At 64.3% G+C, this 15,650-nt stretch carries 24 protein-coding genes and 1 pseudogene; 10 read left to right on the top strand and 15 right to left on the bottom strand.

The features are described 5' to 3' along the window. Positions 1-31: 31 nt before the first annotated feature. The gene (locus VEIS_RS28775) at positions 32-253 is read right to left on the bottom strand and encodes a hypothetical protein (RefSeq protein WP_157048518.1); all 222 of its coding nucleotides are present in this window, start codon (positions 251-253) and stop codon (positions 32-34) included. Further along, the gene (locus VEIS_RS13935; RefSeq protein WP_198137865.1) at positions 225-461 is read right to left on the bottom strand and encodes a hypothetical protein; all 237 of its coding nucleotides are present in this window, start codon (positions 459-461) and stop codon (positions 225-227) included. Before VEIS_RS13935 ends, VEIS_RS28775 begins: the two co-directional genes overlap by 29 nt. Between VEIS_RS13935 and VEIS_RS13930 the strand changes: the two genes are divergently transcribed. From VEIS_RS13930 to VEIS_RS13920, 4 genes are all read left to right on the top strand, one after another. After that, entirely contained in the window at positions 429-5,354 is a 4,926-nt protein-coding gene (locus VEIS_RS13930; protein WP_011810593.1) for a SwmB domain-containing protein, read from the top strand. The two genes, VEIS_RS13935 and VEIS_RS13930, sit on opposite strands and share 33 nt — an antisense overlap. 194 nt (positions 5,355-5,548) lie before the next feature. Further along, positions 5,549-5,698, top strand: coding sequence for a hypothetical protein (locus tag VEIS_RS26350; protein WP_232287691.1), 150 nt, complete (start codon positions 5,549-5,551; stop codon positions 5,696-5,698). A gap of 461 nt (positions 5,699-6,159) precedes the next feature. Further along, positions 6,160-6,495, top strand: coding sequence for a helix-turn-helix domain-containing protein (locus VEIS_RS13925; protein ID WP_011810590.1), 336 nt, complete (start codon positions 6,160-6,162; stop codon positions 6,493-6,495). Then, positions 6,492-6,929, top strand: a complete 438-nt coding sequence (locus VEIS_RS13920) for a hypothetical protein (protein ID WP_011810589.1) — start codon at positions 6,492-6,494, stop codon at positions 6,927-6,929. Before VEIS_RS13925 ends, VEIS_RS13920 begins: the two co-directional genes overlap by 4 nt. A 289-nt stretch (positions 6,930-7,218) precedes the next feature. Here the strand turns inward: VEIS_RS13920 and VEIS_RS13915 are convergent, their stop codons facing one another. From VEIS_RS13915 to VEIS_RS28770, 5 genes are all read right to left on the bottom strand, one after another. Continuing rightward, entirely contained in the window at positions 7,219-7,626 is a 408-nt protein-coding gene (locus tag VEIS_RS13915) for a hypothetical protein (protein WP_011810588.1), read from the bottom strand. 46 nt (positions 7,627-7,672) lie between these two features. Beyond that, positions 7,673-7,954 carry a hypothetical protein gene (locus tag VEIS_RS13910; RefSeq protein ID WP_011810587.1) on the bottom strand — a complete coding sequence of 94 codons (282 nt, stop codon included), beginning with the start codon at positions 7,952-7,954 and terminating at the stop codon, positions 7,673-7,675. 4 nt (positions 7,955-7,958) lie between these two features. After that, positions 7,959-8,897 (bottom strand): KfrB domain-containing protein, encoded by a 939-nt coding sequence (locus tag VEIS_RS24825; RefSeq protein WP_083758632.1) that lies wholly within the window; start codon positions 8,895-8,897, stop codon positions 7,959-7,961. Then, positions 8,894-9,106, bottom strand: a complete 213-nt coding sequence (locus VEIS_RS13900) for a hypothetical protein (RefSeq protein ID WP_011810585.1) — start codon at positions 9,104-9,106, stop codon at positions 8,894-8,896. The genes VEIS_RS24825 and VEIS_RS13900 overlap by 4 nt, the downstream gene beginning before the upstream one ends. A gap of 62 nt (positions 9,107-9,168) precedes the next feature. Beyond that, positions 9,169-9,345 (bottom strand): hypothetical protein, encoded by a 177-nt coding sequence (locus VEIS_RS28770; RefSeq protein WP_198137864.1) that lies wholly within the window; start codon positions 9,343-9,345, stop codon positions 9,169-9,171. 167 nt (positions 9,346-9,512) lie between these two features. On the opposite strand from VEIS_RS28770, the gene VEIS_RS24820 reads away from it, so the two are divergent. Then, positions 9,513-10,064, top strand: a complete 552-nt coding sequence (locus VEIS_RS24820; RefSeq protein ID WP_011810584.1) for a recombinase family protein — start codon at positions 9,513-9,515, stop codon at positions 10,062-10,064. A gap of 7 nt (positions 10,065-10,071) precedes the next feature. On the opposite strand, the gene VEIS_RS26340 is transcribed toward VEIS_RS24820, so the two are convergent. The 3 genes from VEIS_RS26340 to VEIS_RS31635 form a co-directional block, all read right to left on the bottom strand. Next, positions 10,072-10,224, bottom strand: coding sequence for a hypothetical protein (locus VEIS_RS26340; protein ID WP_157048515.1), 153 nt, complete (start codon positions 10,222-10,224; stop codon positions 10,072-10,074). A 127-nt stretch (positions 10,225-10,351) separates the two neighbouring features. Beyond that, a complete protein-coding gene (locus VEIS_RS31640) occupies positions 10,352-10,741 on the bottom strand; it encodes a ParB N-terminal domain-containing protein (protein ID WP_011810583.1) in 390 nt (129 codons plus the stop codon). Between the two features lie 105 nt (positions 10,742-10,846). After that, complete coding sequence (locus tag VEIS_RS31635) at positions 10,847-10,984, bottom strand: hypothetical protein (protein WP_198137863.1); 138 nt, start codon at positions 10,982-10,984, stop codon at positions 10,847-10,849. A 201-nt stretch (positions 10,985-11,185) separates the two neighbouring features. Between VEIS_RS31635 and VEIS_RS13885 the strand changes: the two genes are divergently transcribed. Further along, positions 11,186-11,395, top strand: a complete 210-nt coding sequence (locus VEIS_RS13885; protein WP_086014360.1) for a type II toxin-antitoxin system RelE/ParE family toxin — start codon at positions 11,186-11,188, stop codon at positions 11,393-11,395. On the opposite strand, the gene VEIS_RS13880 is transcribed toward VEIS_RS13885, so the two are convergent. Then, the gene (locus VEIS_RS13880) at positions 11,392-11,655 is read right to left on the bottom strand and encodes a hypothetical protein (RefSeq protein WP_011810581.1); all 264 of its coding nucleotides are present in this window, start codon (positions 11,653-11,655) and stop codon (positions 11,392-11,394) included. The genes VEIS_RS13885 and VEIS_RS13880 overlap by 4 nt on opposite strands. A gap of 65 nt (positions 11,656-11,720) precedes the next feature. On the opposite strand from VEIS_RS13880, the gene VEIS_RS31630 reads away from it, so the two are divergent. Further along, complete coding sequence (locus VEIS_RS31630; RefSeq protein WP_407831821.1) at positions 11,721-11,996, top strand: DUF6685 family protein; 276 nt, start codon at positions 11,721-11,723, stop codon at positions 11,994-11,996. On the opposite strand, the pseudogene VEIS_RS13875 reads toward VEIS_RS31630, so the two are convergent. The 3 genes and pseudogenes from VEIS_RS13875 to VEIS_RS29755 all read right to left on the bottom strand — a co-directional run. Next, positions 11,951-12,550, bottom strand: a pseudogene (locus VEIS_RS13875) (nucleotidyl transferase AbiEii/AbiGii toxin family protein); the annotation flags it as partial. The gene VEIS_RS31630 and the pseudogene VEIS_RS13875 sit on opposite strands and share 46 nt — an antisense overlap. Positions 12,551-12,565: 15 nt before the next feature. Next, complete coding sequence (locus VEIS_RS31160) at positions 12,566-12,688, bottom strand: hypothetical protein (protein ID WP_265259657.1); 123 nt, start codon at positions 12,686-12,688, stop codon at positions 12,566-12,568. Further along, positions 12,685-12,975, bottom strand: coding sequence for a hypothetical protein (locus tag VEIS_RS29755; protein ID WP_041950044.1), 291 nt, complete (start codon positions 12,973-12,975; stop codon positions 12,685-12,687). Before VEIS_RS29755 ends, VEIS_RS31160 begins: the two co-directional genes overlap by 4 nt. A gap of 127 nt (positions 12,976-13,102) precedes the next feature. Between VEIS_RS29755 and VEIS_RS28765 the strand changes: the two genes are divergently transcribed. The 3 genes from VEIS_RS28765 (at position 13,103) to VEIS_RS13860 (ending at position 15,001) form a co-directional block, all read left to right on the top strand. Further along, positions 13,103-13,345, top strand: coding sequence for a hypothetical protein (locus VEIS_RS28765; protein WP_157048514.1), 243 nt, complete (start codon positions 13,103-13,105; stop codon positions 13,343-13,345). Positions 13,346-13,436: 91 nt separating this feature from the next. Further along, positions 13,437-13,991, top strand: a complete 555-nt coding sequence (gene abiEi / locus VEIS_RS13865; RefSeq protein WP_011810578.1) for a type IV toxin-antitoxin system AbiEi family antitoxin — start codon at positions 13,437-13,439, stop codon at positions 13,989-13,991. After that, on the top strand, positions 13,988-15,001 hold the full coding sequence (locus tag VEIS_RS13860; RefSeq protein WP_011810577.1) for a nucleotidyl transferase AbiEii/AbiGii toxin family protein: 1,014 nt from the start codon (positions 13,988-13,990) through the stop codon (positions 14,999-15,001). The genes abiEi and VEIS_RS13860 overlap by 4 nt, the downstream gene beginning before the upstream one ends. Before the next feature lie 149 nt (positions 15,002-15,150). On the opposite strand, the gene VEIS_RS26335 is transcribed toward VEIS_RS13860, so the two are convergent. Next, complete coding sequence (locus VEIS_RS26335) at positions 15,151-15,336, bottom strand: hypothetical protein (RefSeq protein ID WP_157048513.1); 186 nt, start codon at positions 15,334-15,336, stop codon at positions 15,151-15,153. Between the last annotated feature and the right edge of the window lie 314 nt (positions 15,337-15,650).

Below are 15,650 nucleotides of genomic sequence, written 5' to 3'. Positions count from 1 at the left end.
TCGGGTGACAAGAGGCGTGTCATTCCATTTTTCAGAAAGCGATTGCGCCAGTCCACAGGGCTTCTGAAACTTCATCGAAGCGATGGCGCAGATCAGTCGGCACAGGGTCGGCGTCGCGTGAGAAGCGATGCCCGGCGTGGATCGCCGAGGCGGTTCCTCCGAGCAACACGGCATCCGGCAGGATGCGCTGGAGACCTGCGGCACAGGACAAGACGAGCTCCCAGTCAGGCTGCGGTGCGGTGTTCTTCGGCATAGTGCATCCAGAAGTGATGTCGTTGCGCGTAGGGGTCACAAGCGTAAGGGCGACACACGCGCTCCACCTTGTCCAGCAGGGTGCGGTCGGACAAAGCCGCCCGGCGCAGTTCCGCCCACTCCCGCCACCGCCCGCGTGAGATCACGTCGTCGATTGCAGCGAGGGTGAAGCGTTGATGATCGAGGTGGCGATGAAGCATGGCGAACAACACACTTTTTTACGATTGTCGATAACGACATCTTACGGAAACGGCAAGATACAAGCAGCACGGTTTTGCGATTGTGGGCCGCCTGCGCTTTGCGTTCATCACCGGCTTGCCCAACCCGCTTTTACGAATACCCTAAAAACCATGGCGCGCCACCCGGGCACAGTCCGCGCCTGTTTTCTCCCTCCGCCTGCAGCGCTCATCCTTGCGCCTTCATCCTTGCGCCCTCGCCGCCTGCCTGCCACGCCGTTTGCGCCACCACAAACGTTGCATCACGGCACCTGCGGCAGCTTTTCTTCACGTATGATGCAGCCCCATGCCGGGCCAACCCCTTGTCGTTATAGCTATCTGCGCCGCCCCATCCGGCTTTGGCCGGGGCCGGCACTTTACGCAGGCCGCCACGGCACCAGTAGCAACCACCGCAAGACCCGTAAAGACCGGTGCCATGCCCGCGCGCAGAGATGGCGCCAACACCGAATCCACACACCGATCATCCCACCCAAGGAGCATCCCATGGCCACTCTCGGCGTAAACATTACATACAGTAATTACCGCATGAACGAAAACGATCGCACCGTAACGGCGACCATTACGTTCAACCAACCGATACGGCCGGACTCTTTCAACCTCGCCAGCCTGTACAACATCGAAGGTTACCGTGCTCGCTTCACGCCGAGCAATCTGACAGCTGTAGCCGGCAGCAACAACACCCAATGGACCGTCACGCTCACCCCGGATGCTGGCATCGATGGGCAGTATGGAAAAATTTCCCTGTGGCTGGGCAGCATACGCGATGCAAACGGCAATTTGGGGCCGGGGCAGCACGGGACCTCGGGTGACGTCATGGTCGACAACGTGAAGCCACGTCTCGAATCCGCCGTCTTTGCCGATTCCACCCTCACCATCGGCGAAACCACCACCGTCACCTTGACTTTCAGCGAGAACGTCCGTGACTACGGTGTAGTGTGGCTCACGAGCAAAAGCATAGACATGTCGGGCTCCAATTGCACGCTGGTCAGCATCGAGCCCGCTGACACCGGATTTGGTGGCCGGACTGCCCGGATCTATATCCTCACGATCAGACCCAATGAGAACGTACAGAGCAGCAGCAACAACGTCATCAGGGTAAAACACGACCAGATGGGCGATGAGGCGAACAACCGCCCGGCAGCAGACACCAACCTTAGCAGCGGCACCTTCACCGTAGACACCAAACGGCCCACGCTGGAAGCCGCCACGGTCACCGGCGACCAACTGGTGCTGCGCTACGACGAAGCCCTGAACGGGGACGCGGCCCGCAAACCGGCCGCCACGGCTTTCAGCGTCACCGGCAGCAGTGGCGAGGCGATCACGGTGACCGGCGTGGGCGTGGATGCGGCGACCAGAACCGTCACGCTGACGCTCAGCCGCGCCGCCAAGAACGGCGAGACGGTGACCGTCAACTACACCGCCCCTGCGGTCAACCACGGCAACGGCAACGACGCGATACAAGACGCCGCCGGCAACGACGCCGTCGGCCTGACCAACCAGGCCGTCACCAACGCAACGCCCCCGCTGTGCAGCGGCGCCACGGTCAACGGTAACAAGCTGGTGCTCAGCTTCGCCGATGCGGCGGGCCTGGACGGCGCCGCGGCACCGGCCGCCACGGCTTTCAGCGTCTCCGGCAACATCACGGTGACCGCAGTGGCCGTGGATGCAGCGGCCAAGACCGTGACGCTGACGCTCAGCCGCCCGGCGGCCTACGGCGAGCAGGTGTCCGTCACCTACACCGACCCGGCCGGCAACCAGACCACCGGCGTGATACAGGACACGGCCGGCAATGACGTGGCCACCTTCACGCAGCAGACCGTGGTCAACAAAACGCCGCCGGCGCACAACCGCGCCACGGTGGTCGGCGACAAGCTGGTGCTGCGCTACGACCAGGCCGAAGGACTCGACGCCGACCCGAGCCACAAACCGGCGAACACGGCTTTCAGCGTCACCGGCAGCAGTGGCACCGCCATCACCGTGACCGAAGTGAATGTGGATGCAGCGACCAAGACGGTCACGCTGACGCTCAGCCGCCCTGTCGTCAACGGCGAGACGGTGCTCGTCAACTACACCGACCCGGCCGGCGACGGCGACAACGGGATACAAGACACGAACGGCCTGGACGTGGCCAGCTTCACCGCCGCGTCCGTGGTCAACAAAACGCCCCCGCTGTGCAGCGGCGCCACGGCCGACGGCAACCTGTTGGTGCTCAGCTTCGCGCAGGCCAACGGACTGGACGGGGTCCGCGTGCCGGGCAACGATGCGTTCACGGTCACCGGCGCCGATAACGAGCGCATCGCCGTGCGCGGCGTGAACGTGAATGCCACGGCCAAGACCGTCACGCTGACGCTGGAGCGCGCCGTGGCCCACGGCGAGCAGGTGTCCGTCAGCTACACCGACCCCACGCCGAACACCGGCGTCGATCCCGTGGCCGGCGACGACACCAATGTGCTGCAAGACGCTGCCGGCAATGACGTGAGCAGCTTCACCAGCGCCGTGACCAACCAGACGCCGCCGGTGTGCAGCGGCGCCACGGCCAACGGCGACAAGCTGGTGCTCAGCTTCGCGCAGGCCACCGGGCTGGACGCGGCCAACGGACCGGCCGCCACGGCTTTCCGCGTCACCGGCTCGGCCACCGGGGCCGCCATCACGGTGACTGCGGTGGTGGTGGATGCGGCGGCCAAGACCGTGACGCTGACGCTCAGCCGCGCTGCGGCCTACGACGAGCCGCTGTCCGTCACCTACACCGACCCCACGGCGGGCAACGACCGCAACGCGATACAGGACGCCGCCGGCAATGACGTGGCCACCTTCACCAGGGAGAATGTGACCAACAAAACGCCGCCGGTGCACAACCGCGCCACGGTGGTCGGCGACCAGTTGGCGCTGCGCTACGACCAGGCCGAAGGACTCGGCGGCAACCCGACCCCGGGGCTTTTCCGGGTCACCGGCGCCGCCGGTGGCGCCGCCATCACGGTGACCGCCGTGAAAGTGGATGCGGCGACCAAGACCGTGGTGCTGACGCTCAGCCGCCCCGCCGCCAACGGCGAGACGGTGACCGTCAGCTACACCGACCCGGCCGGCGACGGCAACGACGGGGTACAAGACGCGAACGGCTATGACGTGGCCAGCTTCACCGCCGCGCCCGTGGTCAACAAGACGGCCCCGGTGTACAGCCGCGCCACGGTGAACGGCGACAAGATGGTGCTCCGCTTCGAGCAGGCCACCGGACTCGACGCCGACCCGGCCCACAAGCCGGCCGTCGAGACGTTCGACGTGCGCGGCGCCGATGGCGCGCGCATCGCGGTGACCGCCGTAACCGTGAATGCCGCGACCAAGACCGTCGAGCTGACGCTGGCGCGCGCCGTGGCGCACAACGAGCGGGTGACCGTCACCTACACCGACCCCACGCCCAACAGCGGCGCCGACCCGGTGACCGGCGACGACACCAACGCGCTGCAAGACGCCGCCGGCAATGACGTGAACACCTTCACGGTGCCGTCCACGTCGATGATCAACAAAACGCCCCCGGTGCACAGCGGCGCCACGGTCAACGGCAAGCAATTGGTGATCCGCTTCGACCAAGCCAACGGACTCGAGGGCGACCCGGCGAAAAAACCGGCCCCCGGGGCTTTCGTGGTCACCGTCGGCGCCGATAACGAACGCATCGGCGTGAGCGCAGTGAGCGTGGATGCAGCGAGCAAGACCGTCACGCTGACGCTGATCCGCCCTGTGGCCCTCGGCGAGACGGTGCGCGTCAGCTACACCGACCCCACGACCAACAGCGGCACCGACCCGGTGACCGGCGACGACACCAGCGGCGTGATACAGGACGCCGCCGGCAACGACGTGAGCAGCTTCACCACGACCGTGACCAACGACACGCCCCCGGTGTACAGCAGCGCCACGGTCAACGGCGACCAGTTGGTGCTCAGCTTCGCCCGGGCCAGCGGCTTGGACGGCGACCCGGACCACGCACCGCTGCCCGGGGCTTTCGACGTGCGCGACGCCGACGGCACACGCATCGCGGTGACCGCAGTGAGCGTGAACGCAGCGGCCAAGACCGTCACGCTGACGCTGGCGCGCGCCGTGACCTACCGCGATACGCTGTCCGTCAGCTACACCGACCCCACGCCCAACAGCGGCACCGACCCCGCCGTCGGCAACGACCTCAAGGCGATACAGGACGAGACCGGCTACGACATGGGCAGCTTCAGGGTGCCGGTCGTGACCAACCTCAGCCCCGCGCCGACCCCGCCCGTCACCACCCCCACGACGCCGGCGAAGCCAGACCGGGACGGCGACGGCGTGCCCGACGCCGATGAGGGCCGGAGCGTCGGCCCGAATGGCGCCGACGGCGACGGCAACGGCGACGGCATCAGCGACAGCGAGCAGTCCGCAGTCGGCTCGGTCGGTGGCACCACCCTGGTCGTCGGCAGCCAGGACGGCAAGGTCGGCACCGACAACCAGTCGCGCATCACCAGCCTGGAGCAAAAGACCGCGCCGGCCCAGTTGCCCAAGGGGATGGAGATGCCGATAGGGCTGCTGAACTTTTCCACGACGCTGACCACGGCCGGCAGCACCGAGAGCTTCAGCGTGTACGTAGACCCGGATAAGGGGACAACGGGCTATTGGGTGCAAGACCGCACCGGCACCTGGGTGAACCTGGCCAGCGAACCTTACGGCGGCAAGATGGTGACCGAGGGCAACCGCCTGCGGCTGGATTTCCAGATCGAAGACGGCGGCCAGTTCGACACCGACGGCGAGGTCAACGGCCAGATCACCACCTCCGGGGCGGCGGCGCATATGCAGTTGTCCATCGTCGGGTCGGCGCCCGACGTGGTGTCCCAAGGCTTCTGGCTGTGAGCGCCCGGCCGGGCTGGCGCCGATGGCAGTTGGGGGCCGGCCCGGGTTGAGGGGGGCCGGGTTGAGGGGGGGCCGGGTATCCGCCCCTCAGCCTTCAATCTTCAGTCTTCAGTCTTCAGCCATTGGCGATGCTGGCGCAGACATCGGCACCGTTGGCAAAGGCAGCGATGCGCCCGGGAAGGCGGCGCGGCTTGGTGTCGCGTCACCGATCATCTGTCGGTCCGCGCTGGCCATCGAAGCGCATCGCGGCGTTGCATCGCTTGCCAATACAGATCGGTATGGGCGGCGCGATGCGTCTTGCGCTGCGCTCCGATGGCCAGCGCGGACCGACAGATGATCGGTGACGCGACACTGGGGGCTACGCCGGAACCCCAGAAATTTCCGTCATCCAAACTCCAGCCCGGCCAGGAACGCATCCAGGTCGATGATGTTGCCGCCGCTCTGGAACGAGCAGCGCGTCGCGCTGCAAGTTCGTGCTCTGCCGGTCGGAGTCCGACGACACGCGCATGTAACCAACCAACATAGACGGATAACCATCAAAAAATGGTTTCCGGATGTAGGCATATTGCGACACTGTTTTCCGCACATTTTGGGACAGGCTGCGCGATCACTTTCGGCGGGTGTTGTGGAGGTGTTGTGGAGGTGTCGTAAAACACCTGTTTTGCGACATATGTCTTGCGCTTGTGGTGCTTGTATTGTTACCTGAACAGGAAGAGCAAGAGCGGGATTGCCACGCCGAAGGCGGACATGGACATCATCCGCGCCCGGCTGAAAGTGGCCGAGGCATTGGCACAGGAGCTACGAAATGCAAAAACGAATCATTGAAGGCGTCGAGGTTCAGCGCAGCGCGGGTAACGTCTTCGCGGACCTTGAACTGGCCGACGCCGAGAAGCTGAAGATCAAGACCGGCCTGGGGGTCGAGATCAGGAAGGCGATGCGCGCCCTCGGACTGAATCAGCAAGCGGCTGCCAAACGCATGGGCATCCCGCAACCGAAGGTGTCAGGCATGATGCACGGCGACTTCACCAACCTGTCCGAGCGCAAGCTGATGGATTGCCTGAATCGCCTCGGCTACGACATCGAAATCAAAGTGCGGCCAGCGTCCGAGCCGATCGGGCACTTGACGCTCGCAACCGCGTGAATCAGAACGCCATGGGCATGAGTGCATTTCGTCGGCTGGCCACGAAGATCGATCAGCACATGCAACAGCTCTCTGCCCAGGGCGTCGACAGCGCACCTGCCATCATCGATCGCATGATGGGATACATGCCCGATCTGCACAGAATCTGGGTCGGGACAACTGACGATCAACGCATTGCCTTGTCCAACGAGTTCCCCGGGTTTTACCGCTACGCCCTCGTCATGGAAGAAGCGTCCGAAGCCGAACGTAATAAGAAATCGCGACCCTATGACGGCATGGTCCAGTGTTCCGAACAACACAAGCTGCGCAGGGCACAGAACCTAAGGCCATGGAGTACGTCAATGAGGCGTTCGGACGCCTTGCCGAGCGTGTCAAAAAACTTGCAGATTGAAGCTGGAGTTGGGCTGACGGAATTTTCCGGGGTTCCGGTGTAGAACCCCTGACCCTGGAGCGGTACGCTGTGCGCGTCGCCAGCGGCCAGTACACCCCGCCGAAGCAGTCATTCACCAGCAAGAAGGTCTAGCCGTCTTATGGTGACAGATCGGCCGCGCCGGCGAGCTGGCCACGTCACCAAACCGGCGCGCTGTAGATGGTGACAGGCCCGCGCGGTCGAGCTGCGCCAGGTGTCACCAGCCCACGAAAAAGGCCCCTGCCGTTATGGTCAGTCCCATAGCGGCCGTAGACCTTCATGGCTGTTCCTTTCCCGCCCAGGGGGCGCGGCGGTTACTCGTCGTCCCGCTCGATGATGAACGGCATGCCCGGCTTGTCGCCGGCAGTCTCGGCCTGGGCCTTCTCGAAGGCGGCCACGGTGGCCGCCACCGTGTAGACCTGCGGATACCACTCGCCGCAGCGCGCGTACATCCGGCCGTCGATGGCCTGCTCGCCCAGCGCCGTCGCGCCGGCCAGGAGAAAGGCCACGGCCGAGGCCGCGACCACCACATGCAAGGACGTGAAGGCGTCCCAGGACTGCCGGCCAGCACGGACAGCCAGCAGCGTCGAGGCGCTGGCCTGGACGATGTTGACCACCAGCAGGAGGCCGGCGAAGAACACCAGGGGCAACCAGGAGCGCGTGACGGCGGCAAAGTCCAGGGCCGTCACCAGGCACGTCGCCGCGACCCAGGAACCCAGCACCGTCCACCGGCTTCGCCTTCACGCTGGAATCGCTCATGGCGGCCCCTTACGCGGCCGCATGGCTGCGGATGCGCTCCAGCAGTTCGGGCCGCTCCACGGCTGCGCGTAGCGCCTCTACGGCCCATTCCGGGCATGGCCTGGCCGTCGCCACTTCGTCGGGGTCGGCCATCCAGGATTTCACCGTGCGGTAGCTGCACGGACGACCAGTGTGCATGCCGATCAGTTCGGCGCTGTCTTTCAGCATGAGGTCGTGCGTTGTCAGCAGCGCACGGAAAACGCGGCGGTTCGCGCCGGCCTTGTGGGCGTCAGTCGTGGGTTTTGCTGGCATGGCCTCATCGTCCTATCTCGTTCTTCTGGCCCGCATTGCGGGCCGGCTCGACATGCTTGCCGCCCTTCTCGTATTGGTAGGCGAGCGTCGCGGTTTTTCCCTTCTCCAAACTCACAGGCGGGCACAGCGCCCGGTCGTGAACCACGTACACGTTCGCCCCGGCCTTCTGCAAGGCGTGGCGCTTCGTCACTTCGAGCACCAGCCCCGCGTAGGTCTTGCCGTGGCCAATTTCCGCATCCTTGAGCACGGGCGGCAGGCCGGCCGCGCTACCGGCCGCAGCCTGCTGGAACGCGGCGGCGATCTGCGCGCGCGAATCCATGCGCTCGCGGTACGGCTCGGCCAAGCGCTCGGCGACCCAGGCCGGGGCCTTGTCCGCGTTGACCAGCTCCACGGCCTTGTCGCGCTTCATCGCCACATGCACCGGCTCTGTGCCGCTGTTGTCGAAGGCGTCGGCCGTGTCGGCTAGCTCGACGGCGCTGGGCAGAAGCTGCATTGCACGTTCGTACCGCTCGCGCACCTTGTCCGGCTCGACCTGGTGGCCGCCGAGGGCCACACGGTTCGATACGCGGGCGATGTTGATGTCAGCGTCGCGCGTGGTGACGAACACCAGTTCGACCTGGAAGCCCTTGCCCTTGGCTTCTTGAAGCAGGGCGAGCTTGCCAGGCGTGGACATGACGGTTTCAAAGGCAAAGGGCTGGCCCTTCTCCAACGCATCCTTGCGGCGCTGTTCGGCCAGCTTCGCGGCATCCAGGTTGCGCTGGGTCACATCGGGGATGTGGCCCAGCTCGGTGCGCGCGATGTCGTCGGCGTTGATGTAGACGCCGGGGAACGCTTCATCGAGCTTGAGGCCATCCGTGACAGTGCTTTTCCCCGAGCCGTTCGGCCCGGCGAAAACGATCATCCGTGGCCCCGCTTCTACTTCCTGCGGGGGGATTTCGGTCATGCGGCCAAGGTCTCTTTTTTAGCGATTGCCGGCGCGGGCTTCACGGGTTCCACATGGCCGTCAGGGAAGATTTTGGAGAGCACGCCGCCCACGTCCGCCGTGACCGGCAGGCCGTGCGCGTGCGCGTCGGCGATGGCCTGGTGCGTGGCTTCACGCATCAGCTTGTTCGAGCGTTCCAGGCCGATCTTGTCGAGCAGTGACTTAGCCATTCCGGGCCCCTTCATGGTCGAGTCTAAACATGCCTCTATTGTAGGGCATTTGTGCCCCGCGATCAAGATTCCAGCGGCAGGCCAACCTGGCCGGGCATGGGCTTCGGCGACCTCTTCGGCTTGGCCGGTCGCGGGTGGCCCGCCTTCTTCAAAGCCTTCTGCAAGACGGCCAGGCCGGCCCAAATCTCGCCGACCTTCTCCGGCTTGAGTTCGCCGCCGTCGCCCAGGTACTGCACCACCTGGGCCAGCGTGGCCGGGAGGCTATCGACGGCGTACTTGATGCGCCAACCAGGCTCAAAAAAACCATGATTTCGCCGGTATGAAAACGGCTAATTAATAACCCGTTTATTTTGTTCCATCAGCGTATTATTTAAAGCTCTTCATACCTTTATGCAAAACACAGCCCATGAAGCCCAAGAAAACACCAACGGTAACGGCCGCTGCGAGCAGGTATTTCGCATACCTGCGGGTTTCGACCGACGACCAGAACGCGGCGAACCAGAAACTCGGCCTGCTGGAGTACGCCAACGCGCACGGGTTCGCGCCGCTCAAGATCGTCGAGGAAATCGGCAGCCGTGCCAAGTCGTGGCGCAAGCGTGCCCTGGCCGACATGCTGGCCGAGGCCCAGCGCGGCTACGTGATCTTGTCGCCCGAAATCTCGCGCCTGGGCGAATCGGCCTTGCAGGTGCTCGACTTCATGGCCAAGGGCGTCGCCGTCCACATCACGAAACACCTGACCCGCGACACTCGCAAGCTCAGTATGGAGCTTGCGAAGAATAACCTGGCCGGCTGGTACGGCCGCCTGGTGGAGCAAGGCACCTTTCCCCCCAGTTCGGCCGCGAAGTCGCCGGCACCGCCGCCCGCGCCCGCCCTGCGGCCGCGCACTGCCGGCGCGCAGCCCTTGAGCGAGCTGCTGCCCGGCTTCGACGTGCAGACGCCGCAGCGCGGCCGCCGCTAGTGTCGCGTCACGGATCAGATGTCGTAGGCTGCGCGCAGTCATCGGAGCGCAGCGCAAGGCGCATCGCGCAGCCCATACCGAGCTGTATTGGCAAGCGATGCAACGCCGCGATGCGCTTCGATGGCCAGCGCAGACCGACAGATGATCGGTGACGCGACACTAGGCTGGTGACAGGCCCCGCGCCTGGCCAGCTCCTTCGTGTCACCACGCACGCCGGCATCCATCGCGCCGGGCCTGCCGCCTTTCCCGCTTCCCATCCAGTCCGCGCGTTCTTCGTGCCACATCCGCTAGGCCGACCAGGCGCTGGCCGGCCCGCCTTCGCGCGCCCGGCGTCGTCTATCGCACCACCGGACGGCAAATTTTGTGGATAACTCGGCCGCCGTCGTCCATCGCACCACCCAGGCCCGTCTATCGCGCCACTTCTGCCCAGGCCATCGTCGCCGGCACCTTCGCCAGAGCTGCCGGCGTCCGGCTCGCTGGCCGGCCGCTTTCGCGGCTCGCCACCGCCGTTCCCCGGCGATGATTTCGTAGGGCGGGTTCTCGCCAGTCTCGCGCAGCAGCAACGGCTGGAGCACGCCCATTTCCTTCATGGACGCCACCAGGTTGTCGTGTCGCTCCTGGTCGAACCCGGTTCGAGGCTGTTCCGGGTCGGGCCGGATGGCCGTCACCGCGAACATCGAGGGCGGCGCATCGCTGGCCCGCTGGCCGCTTCGTCGCCGAGGCCACCCAGGAAGTCCATTACTGCGCCGGATGATTTCTTTGTTGTCGCCATATTCACCACCTCACGCCAGGCCGAGAGCGGACGGCAGCGCGCGCCAGGCTTCGCCCACTTCCGTCGGCGTGCCCTTGTATTCCCAGATCGGCACGCCACGCGCGAGGCAGTCGGTCAGGCCGACACGCTCGCCGAAGGTGAATTGCACGAAGTTCGCGCCGAACTGCTGGCGCATGCGCTCGACGAGCGCGGTTTGTTCCTTGCTGGTCGATTTGTAGCGGTTGACGACCAGCTTCCACTTCAATTCGCCGTTCTGGCCGGAATCAATCAACCGCTTGATGACGCGGATGGTGGCCGCCAGGCCGGCCGCCTTGAGGAAATCTGGCTCTACACGCTCAAACACTGGTCGATGGAGCAGGCAGACACCTACCACCACAGCCTTGTGGCCGCCTTCGAGGGACTGGCAGCAGGCACAAAACAGGGTCGCCTCGCCGATGTTTTTCCCGAATTCATGAAGTACCTGTGCGGCTCGCACGTGGTCTACTTTCTGGACTACGCCGACCATCTGGACGTGATTCGCGTCCTGCATCAACGGCAGGACGCTGAGCGGCACCTTTAGCCTAAGCTGGGGCCGCTGTCCCTCTCGCGCCTGCTGCTGCGCTGCTGGGCTTCCTTGGCCTGTTCCTGCTGGTACTTGACCACCTCGGGATGGGTGAACACCGCCTTGACCGTGCGGGCCACGTAGTCGGCCTCATGGCCTGCCTTGCGGGTCGGTAGCTCCGGGCTGGCCTGCTCGATGGCCCGGCCGATCTGGTCGGGGCTGAATCCCTTGCGGGCCATGTCCACCCCGATCATGTAATCGGCCTTGGACACGTCCATAGACGCGCCAAAACGCGCTGGAGCGGGCAGCGCATGGGCTGCGTGGCAACGGTCATGTCGTGGAGATGTTCGTCATCAGCAACGAAGACGCGGTCACCCAGTCCTTTTTCGAGGCCATGCGCGCCTTTCCGGCGACGTGGCTATGGCACCCGCTACCGCGTCCCTACGAGGGCGCCAGGGCGGTTCTGCTGCCCAGGAGAGATGCCCGCTCGATGCGGGTAGCCGACGAGTTGCGCAGCGCAGGTATTGCCGACCTGGGCGCGCACCTCGCAGCCCTGTGCGCTCGCCAAAATGTTCAAGGAGATGGTGAAGAATCGCTGTTTTGCGATGGCTCTGTGTAGGACTCGGCCATGGCCTGATAGTGAGCGACCCGTTCTTGCGCCCAATGAACTGTCTCCCGCAAATCAAGCGGGTAGGGCGTGCGTATGCTGCTCCACCGAGGGTGGCTCGGGTCTAGCTGGCCTATGGCATCCAATGCCTGGGCGATGCCAGCGAGCTTGTCTCGCAAGACATAGGCCATCTTCTCCAGATGCAAGTCCTCCTGCGGGACGTGCATCTCGATCATGCGCCAGTCAAAGAGATCGCGTGGAGTGAGCGTGCCCCCTCGATAAAACAGCTTCTTTGCAAGAACCTCAGCTACGGGCTCAAGCTCATAGACGCTTTCGGGAGATGATTCATTCGGCAAACCCAGCAGCGGTGTGCTGACGATGTAGTCGATCTCACCCTCTGCAAACTCCAACTTGAGGGACGTGGTGCCTTCGTGATAGCTCTTGACCTTTTCCTCAATGGCGTCATTCAGCCGAGGGGTGAGGTAGCCAATCCACTGTGGGTCGGTGATGAACAAGTCCACGTCATCACTCAGTCGATGCTCGATTGCAAGCATGAGGCGTGTGCCACCACCAAGAACAGGTCACAGGGGCGCTTTGGCAGCTTTCTCGGCTTGCCTGTTGGTGGCGTCTGAAAAGCGCTCTAGCAAACGCCATTTGCCGGTCAGCTTATGCTGCCGAATGTCTTTGGGCGTGATCTTCTTCACGCAAGAGCACCCACAGCATCCTCCCACGCCTGACTGTGCATCAGGCCACGATCCAGGGTCACTTGGTAGAGATGATTGACCATCCCCAAGGGAGCCTGGATCTGATCGGCGCATTTCAGAATGAGGTCTGGCGGCACTTCCGTGAACAGTGCCTCCAGTATACCGTTCGCCTCCTGGGTGGAGGCTGCAAGAAATCCGCTTTTCAAGGACGCGACCACATCCCCGGCGCTTACGAGCTTGCCGTAGGGCGCGTTCATGTGGGTGGCGATCAAGGATGCGGCAGACATGGTGTGAAAACAGAGTTGCTGCTTTGAATTTTAGGTTTTTTTGCACGGTTTGAGCTAGGAACGCTGGATTTGTTCAACGCGCGGGTAGCCAAGCTCCAATTTTTATTGTTTTCGTGCTTTCTTCCTGGTGTCGCGTCACCGATCATCTGTCGGTCTGCGCTGGCCATCGAAGCGCATCGCGGCGTTGCATCGCTTGCCAATACAGCTCGGTATGGGCAAGCGATGCGCCTTGCGCTGCGCTCCGATGGCTGCGCGCAGCCTACGACATCTGATCCGTGACGCGACACTAGCGGGCGCTCCCGGTGCGTCCAGCCCGAGCCAGCGGCCAGCGAACGGCGATCAAGTCAAGTCATACCCTATCTTTGAGTAGGGTTCATGATTACTTGAATTGACACCGCAAAACCCGAGAAATACGATAAGGACATCTGAACCCTACATTGGAGTAGGGTTATGCAAAACTTATGAAGAAAATCGACCTCATCCATCGGCTCGCAGCCCTCGACAAAAGGGGCGTCTACATCTTGTCGAAGGCGGATATCGGGAAGATGTTCCCCGGCGAGGGCGCCAAGGCCATGGAGAAGTCTTTGCAGCGGATGGTCGCCGACCGGCTGCTGATCCGCGCCGCCCGCGGGATCTACGTGAACCCTGCCGCCGCAAGCCGCAACAGCCGGATCATCGAAGACTTGGCCAAGGCGCTGCGGCCAGGTGCCCTGTCCTACCTGAGCCTGGAGGCTATCCTGTCCGAATATGGGGTGATCTCGCAAATCCCCATGGACCGGATCACGGTGATGACCACGGGGGCCAGCGGCACCCACGAGACGCCGTTTGGCACCATCGAGTTCACCCACACCAAGCGCTCGGTCGCCGACATCCTCGCGCACACGCAACGCATCGAGGGCCGCCCGCTTCGAATCGCCCACAAGATGGCGGCCGTGCGGGACCTCTTGCGCGTCGGCCGCAACGTCAACATGATCGACCGCGAAGCGCTCGAAGAAGACGCGGTGGAGGTCGCATGAACCGGCAAGATTTCAACGCCATGGTCGAGTTGGCCATGCGCGACGACCAGTTGTCGGCCATGCGCCCGGTGGTGGAAAAGGAGTTGCTGCACCACGAGATCTTCCAAGCCCTTGATGACGCCGGCCTGCTCAAGCACTTGGTCTTCCAGGGCGGCACCTCGCTTCGGCTCTGCCGTGGCTCGGACCGATTCAGCGAGGACCTCGACTTCGCCGGTGGCCGCGATTTCACGGCTGACAAGATGCAAGGCATCGAGGAGTGCATCGAGAAGCACATTGGGCTGCGTTTCGGCCTGAACGTGACGGTCAAGGAGCCCAAGGAACCCAAAGGGCGCGCGGTCGGCAGGTCAGGCGTCGCACTGGACAGGTGGTGGATCTCGATCGAGACCGCTCCGGAAAACGCCGCCATGCCCCGCCAGAAAATCAAACTCGAAATCGCCAACATCCCCGCCTACCAGGTCGAACTCGTCCCGCTGCGCCAGAACTACGAGTTTCTCGGCGGCATGAAGGAAATCCTGGTCAACGTCGAATCGGTCTCCGAAATTTTGGCCGACAAGATCGTGGCCTTCCCCACCTCGCTCGTGGACAACCAGGGCGCGCCACTGCCCCCGACAGCCGCGAAGATCCGCTACCGCGACCTCTGGGACATCGCCTGGCTGCTCAAAAAGCGCGCCGAGCTCGACCCCCGCATGGTCGCCAGCAAGATCAGGGACTACGGCATCCCCAACTTCCCCGAACTGCTCGACCGGGCCATCGAGATGATTCCGGCGGTGGTCAAAAGCGCGGCGTTCCAGGACCAAATGCGCAGGTTCATCGATGCGGGCACCGTCAAGAGGACGCTCGGCGACGAGCGTTACCTGGACTACCTGGCCTCGACGGTCGGTGGACAGTTCCAGGAGGCCAAGGCCCATCTCCAGCACGCAGCGGCGCTGGAGGCCGCAAAGGCCGTCGCCGCGCCGGGCCAGGGATCCACACCCAAGAAATCTGCGTCCCCTGCATCCTCTGCGGATTGAACGAAGTCGTCCGCAGAGGACGCAGATTCCCGCAGTGGCCGCCGCAACGCTCGCAGGGCTGGTGGTGCCACGTATGATGCGCCCATGTCGAACCGGCATCCGCCTGCCTGGGCCGCCCCACCCGGCAAAAGCCTGGCCCTGGTGTCGCGTCACCGATCAGATGTCGTAGGCTGCGCGCAGCCATCGGAGCGCAGCGCAAGGCGCATCGCGCAGCCAATACCGGGCGTATTGGCAAGCGATGCAACGCCGCGCTGCGCTTCGATGGCCAGCGCAGACCGACAGATGATCGGTGACGCGACACCAGCCTTGGCCAGCCCGGGCCAAGGCTTGCGCATGACGGGGGCCGGGCCACCCCGCCCCCGCCCGGAGCCTGCCCGCAGGCAGGTGAGAAAAAGAGGAAACATCGCCTTGCAACGCTGCGGTGTCCAATCAACGGCCCGCCCACACAGCGGCGCCGGGCAGGCGCACACCGGGCGCTGCCGTGGTGCCGCAGGCAGCCCGTCCCGGCACGCGCTGGTGCCGGTGCGGCGACGCCCGGGCTGGAACCAGAGAACACCACAGAGCTACTGCGCCTCGGACGAACCAACGGGTACGCCGGGGCACGCAGGGTCAGCGCGCGCAACGCCGGCCCCGCTGCGCACGCCGCCAT

It is taken from the genome of Verminephrobacter eiseniae EF01-2 (assembly GCF_000015565.1).
Classification (GTDB): domain Bacteria; phylum Pseudomonadota; class Gammaproteobacteria; order Burkholderiales; family Burkholderiaceae_C; genus Acidovorax; species Acidovorax eiseniae.
This window is presented reverse-complemented; position numbering and strand designations above follow the sequence as displayed.

Coding starts and splice junctions, on each gene's coding strand:
- VEIS_RS28775 (WP_157048518.1), bottom strand. CDS start 253: ATGCCGAAGAACACCGCACCGCAGCCTGACTGGGAGCTCGTCTTGTCC.
- VEIS_RS13930 (WP_011810593.1), top strand. CDS start 429: ATGATCGAGGTGGCGATGAAGCATGGCGAACAACACACTTTTTTACGA.
- VEIS_RS13925 (WP_011810590.1), top strand. CDS start 6,160: ATGCAAAAACGAATCATTGAAGGCGTCGAGGTTCAGCGCAGCGCGGGT.
- VEIS_RS13910 (WP_011810587.1), bottom strand. CDS start 7,954: ATGCCAGCAAAACCCACGACTGACGCCCACAAGGCCGGCGCGAACCGC.
- VEIS_RS24825 (WP_083758632.1), bottom strand. CDS start 8,897: ATGACCGAAATCCCCCCGCAGGAAGTAGAAGCGGGGCCACGGATGATC.
- VEIS_RS13900 (WP_011810585.1), bottom strand. CDS start 9,106: ATGGCTAAGTCACTGCTCGACAAGATCGGCCTGGAACGCTCGAACAAG.
- VEIS_RS24820 (WP_011810584.1), top strand. CDS start 9,513: ATGAAGCCCAAGAAAACACCAACGGTAACGGCCGCTGCGAGCAGGTAT.
- VEIS_RS31640 (WP_011810583.1), bottom strand. CDS start 10,741: ATGTTCGCGGTGACGGCCATCCGGCCCGACCCGGAACAGCCTCGAACC.
- VEIS_RS13885 (WP_086014360.1), top strand. CDS start 11,186: ATGGAGCAGGCAGACACCTACCACCACAGCCTTGTGGCCGCCTTCGAG.
- VEIS_RS13880 (WP_011810581.1), bottom strand. CDS start 11,655: ATGGACGTGTCCAAGGCCGATTACATGATCGGGGTGGACATGGCCCGC.
- VEIS_RS31630 (WP_407831821.1), top strand. CDS start 11,721: ATGTTCGTCATCAGCAACGAAGACGCGGTCACCCAGTCCTTTTTCGAG.
- VEIS_RS29755 (WP_041950044.1), bottom strand. CDS start 12,975: ATGTCTGCCGCATCCTTGATCGCCACCCACATGAACGCGCCCTACGGC.
- abiEi (WP_011810578.1), top strand. CDS start 13,437: ATGAAGAAAATCGACCTCATCCATCGGCTCGCAGCCCTCGACAAAAGG.
- VEIS_RS13860 (WP_011810577.1), top strand. CDS start 13,988: ATGAACCGGCAAGATTTCAACGCCATGGTCGAGTTGGCCATGCGCGAC.
- VEIS_RS26335 (WP_157048513.1), bottom strand. CDS start 15,336: ATGCGCAAGCCTTGGCCCGGGCTGGCCAAGGCTGGTGTCGCGTCACCG.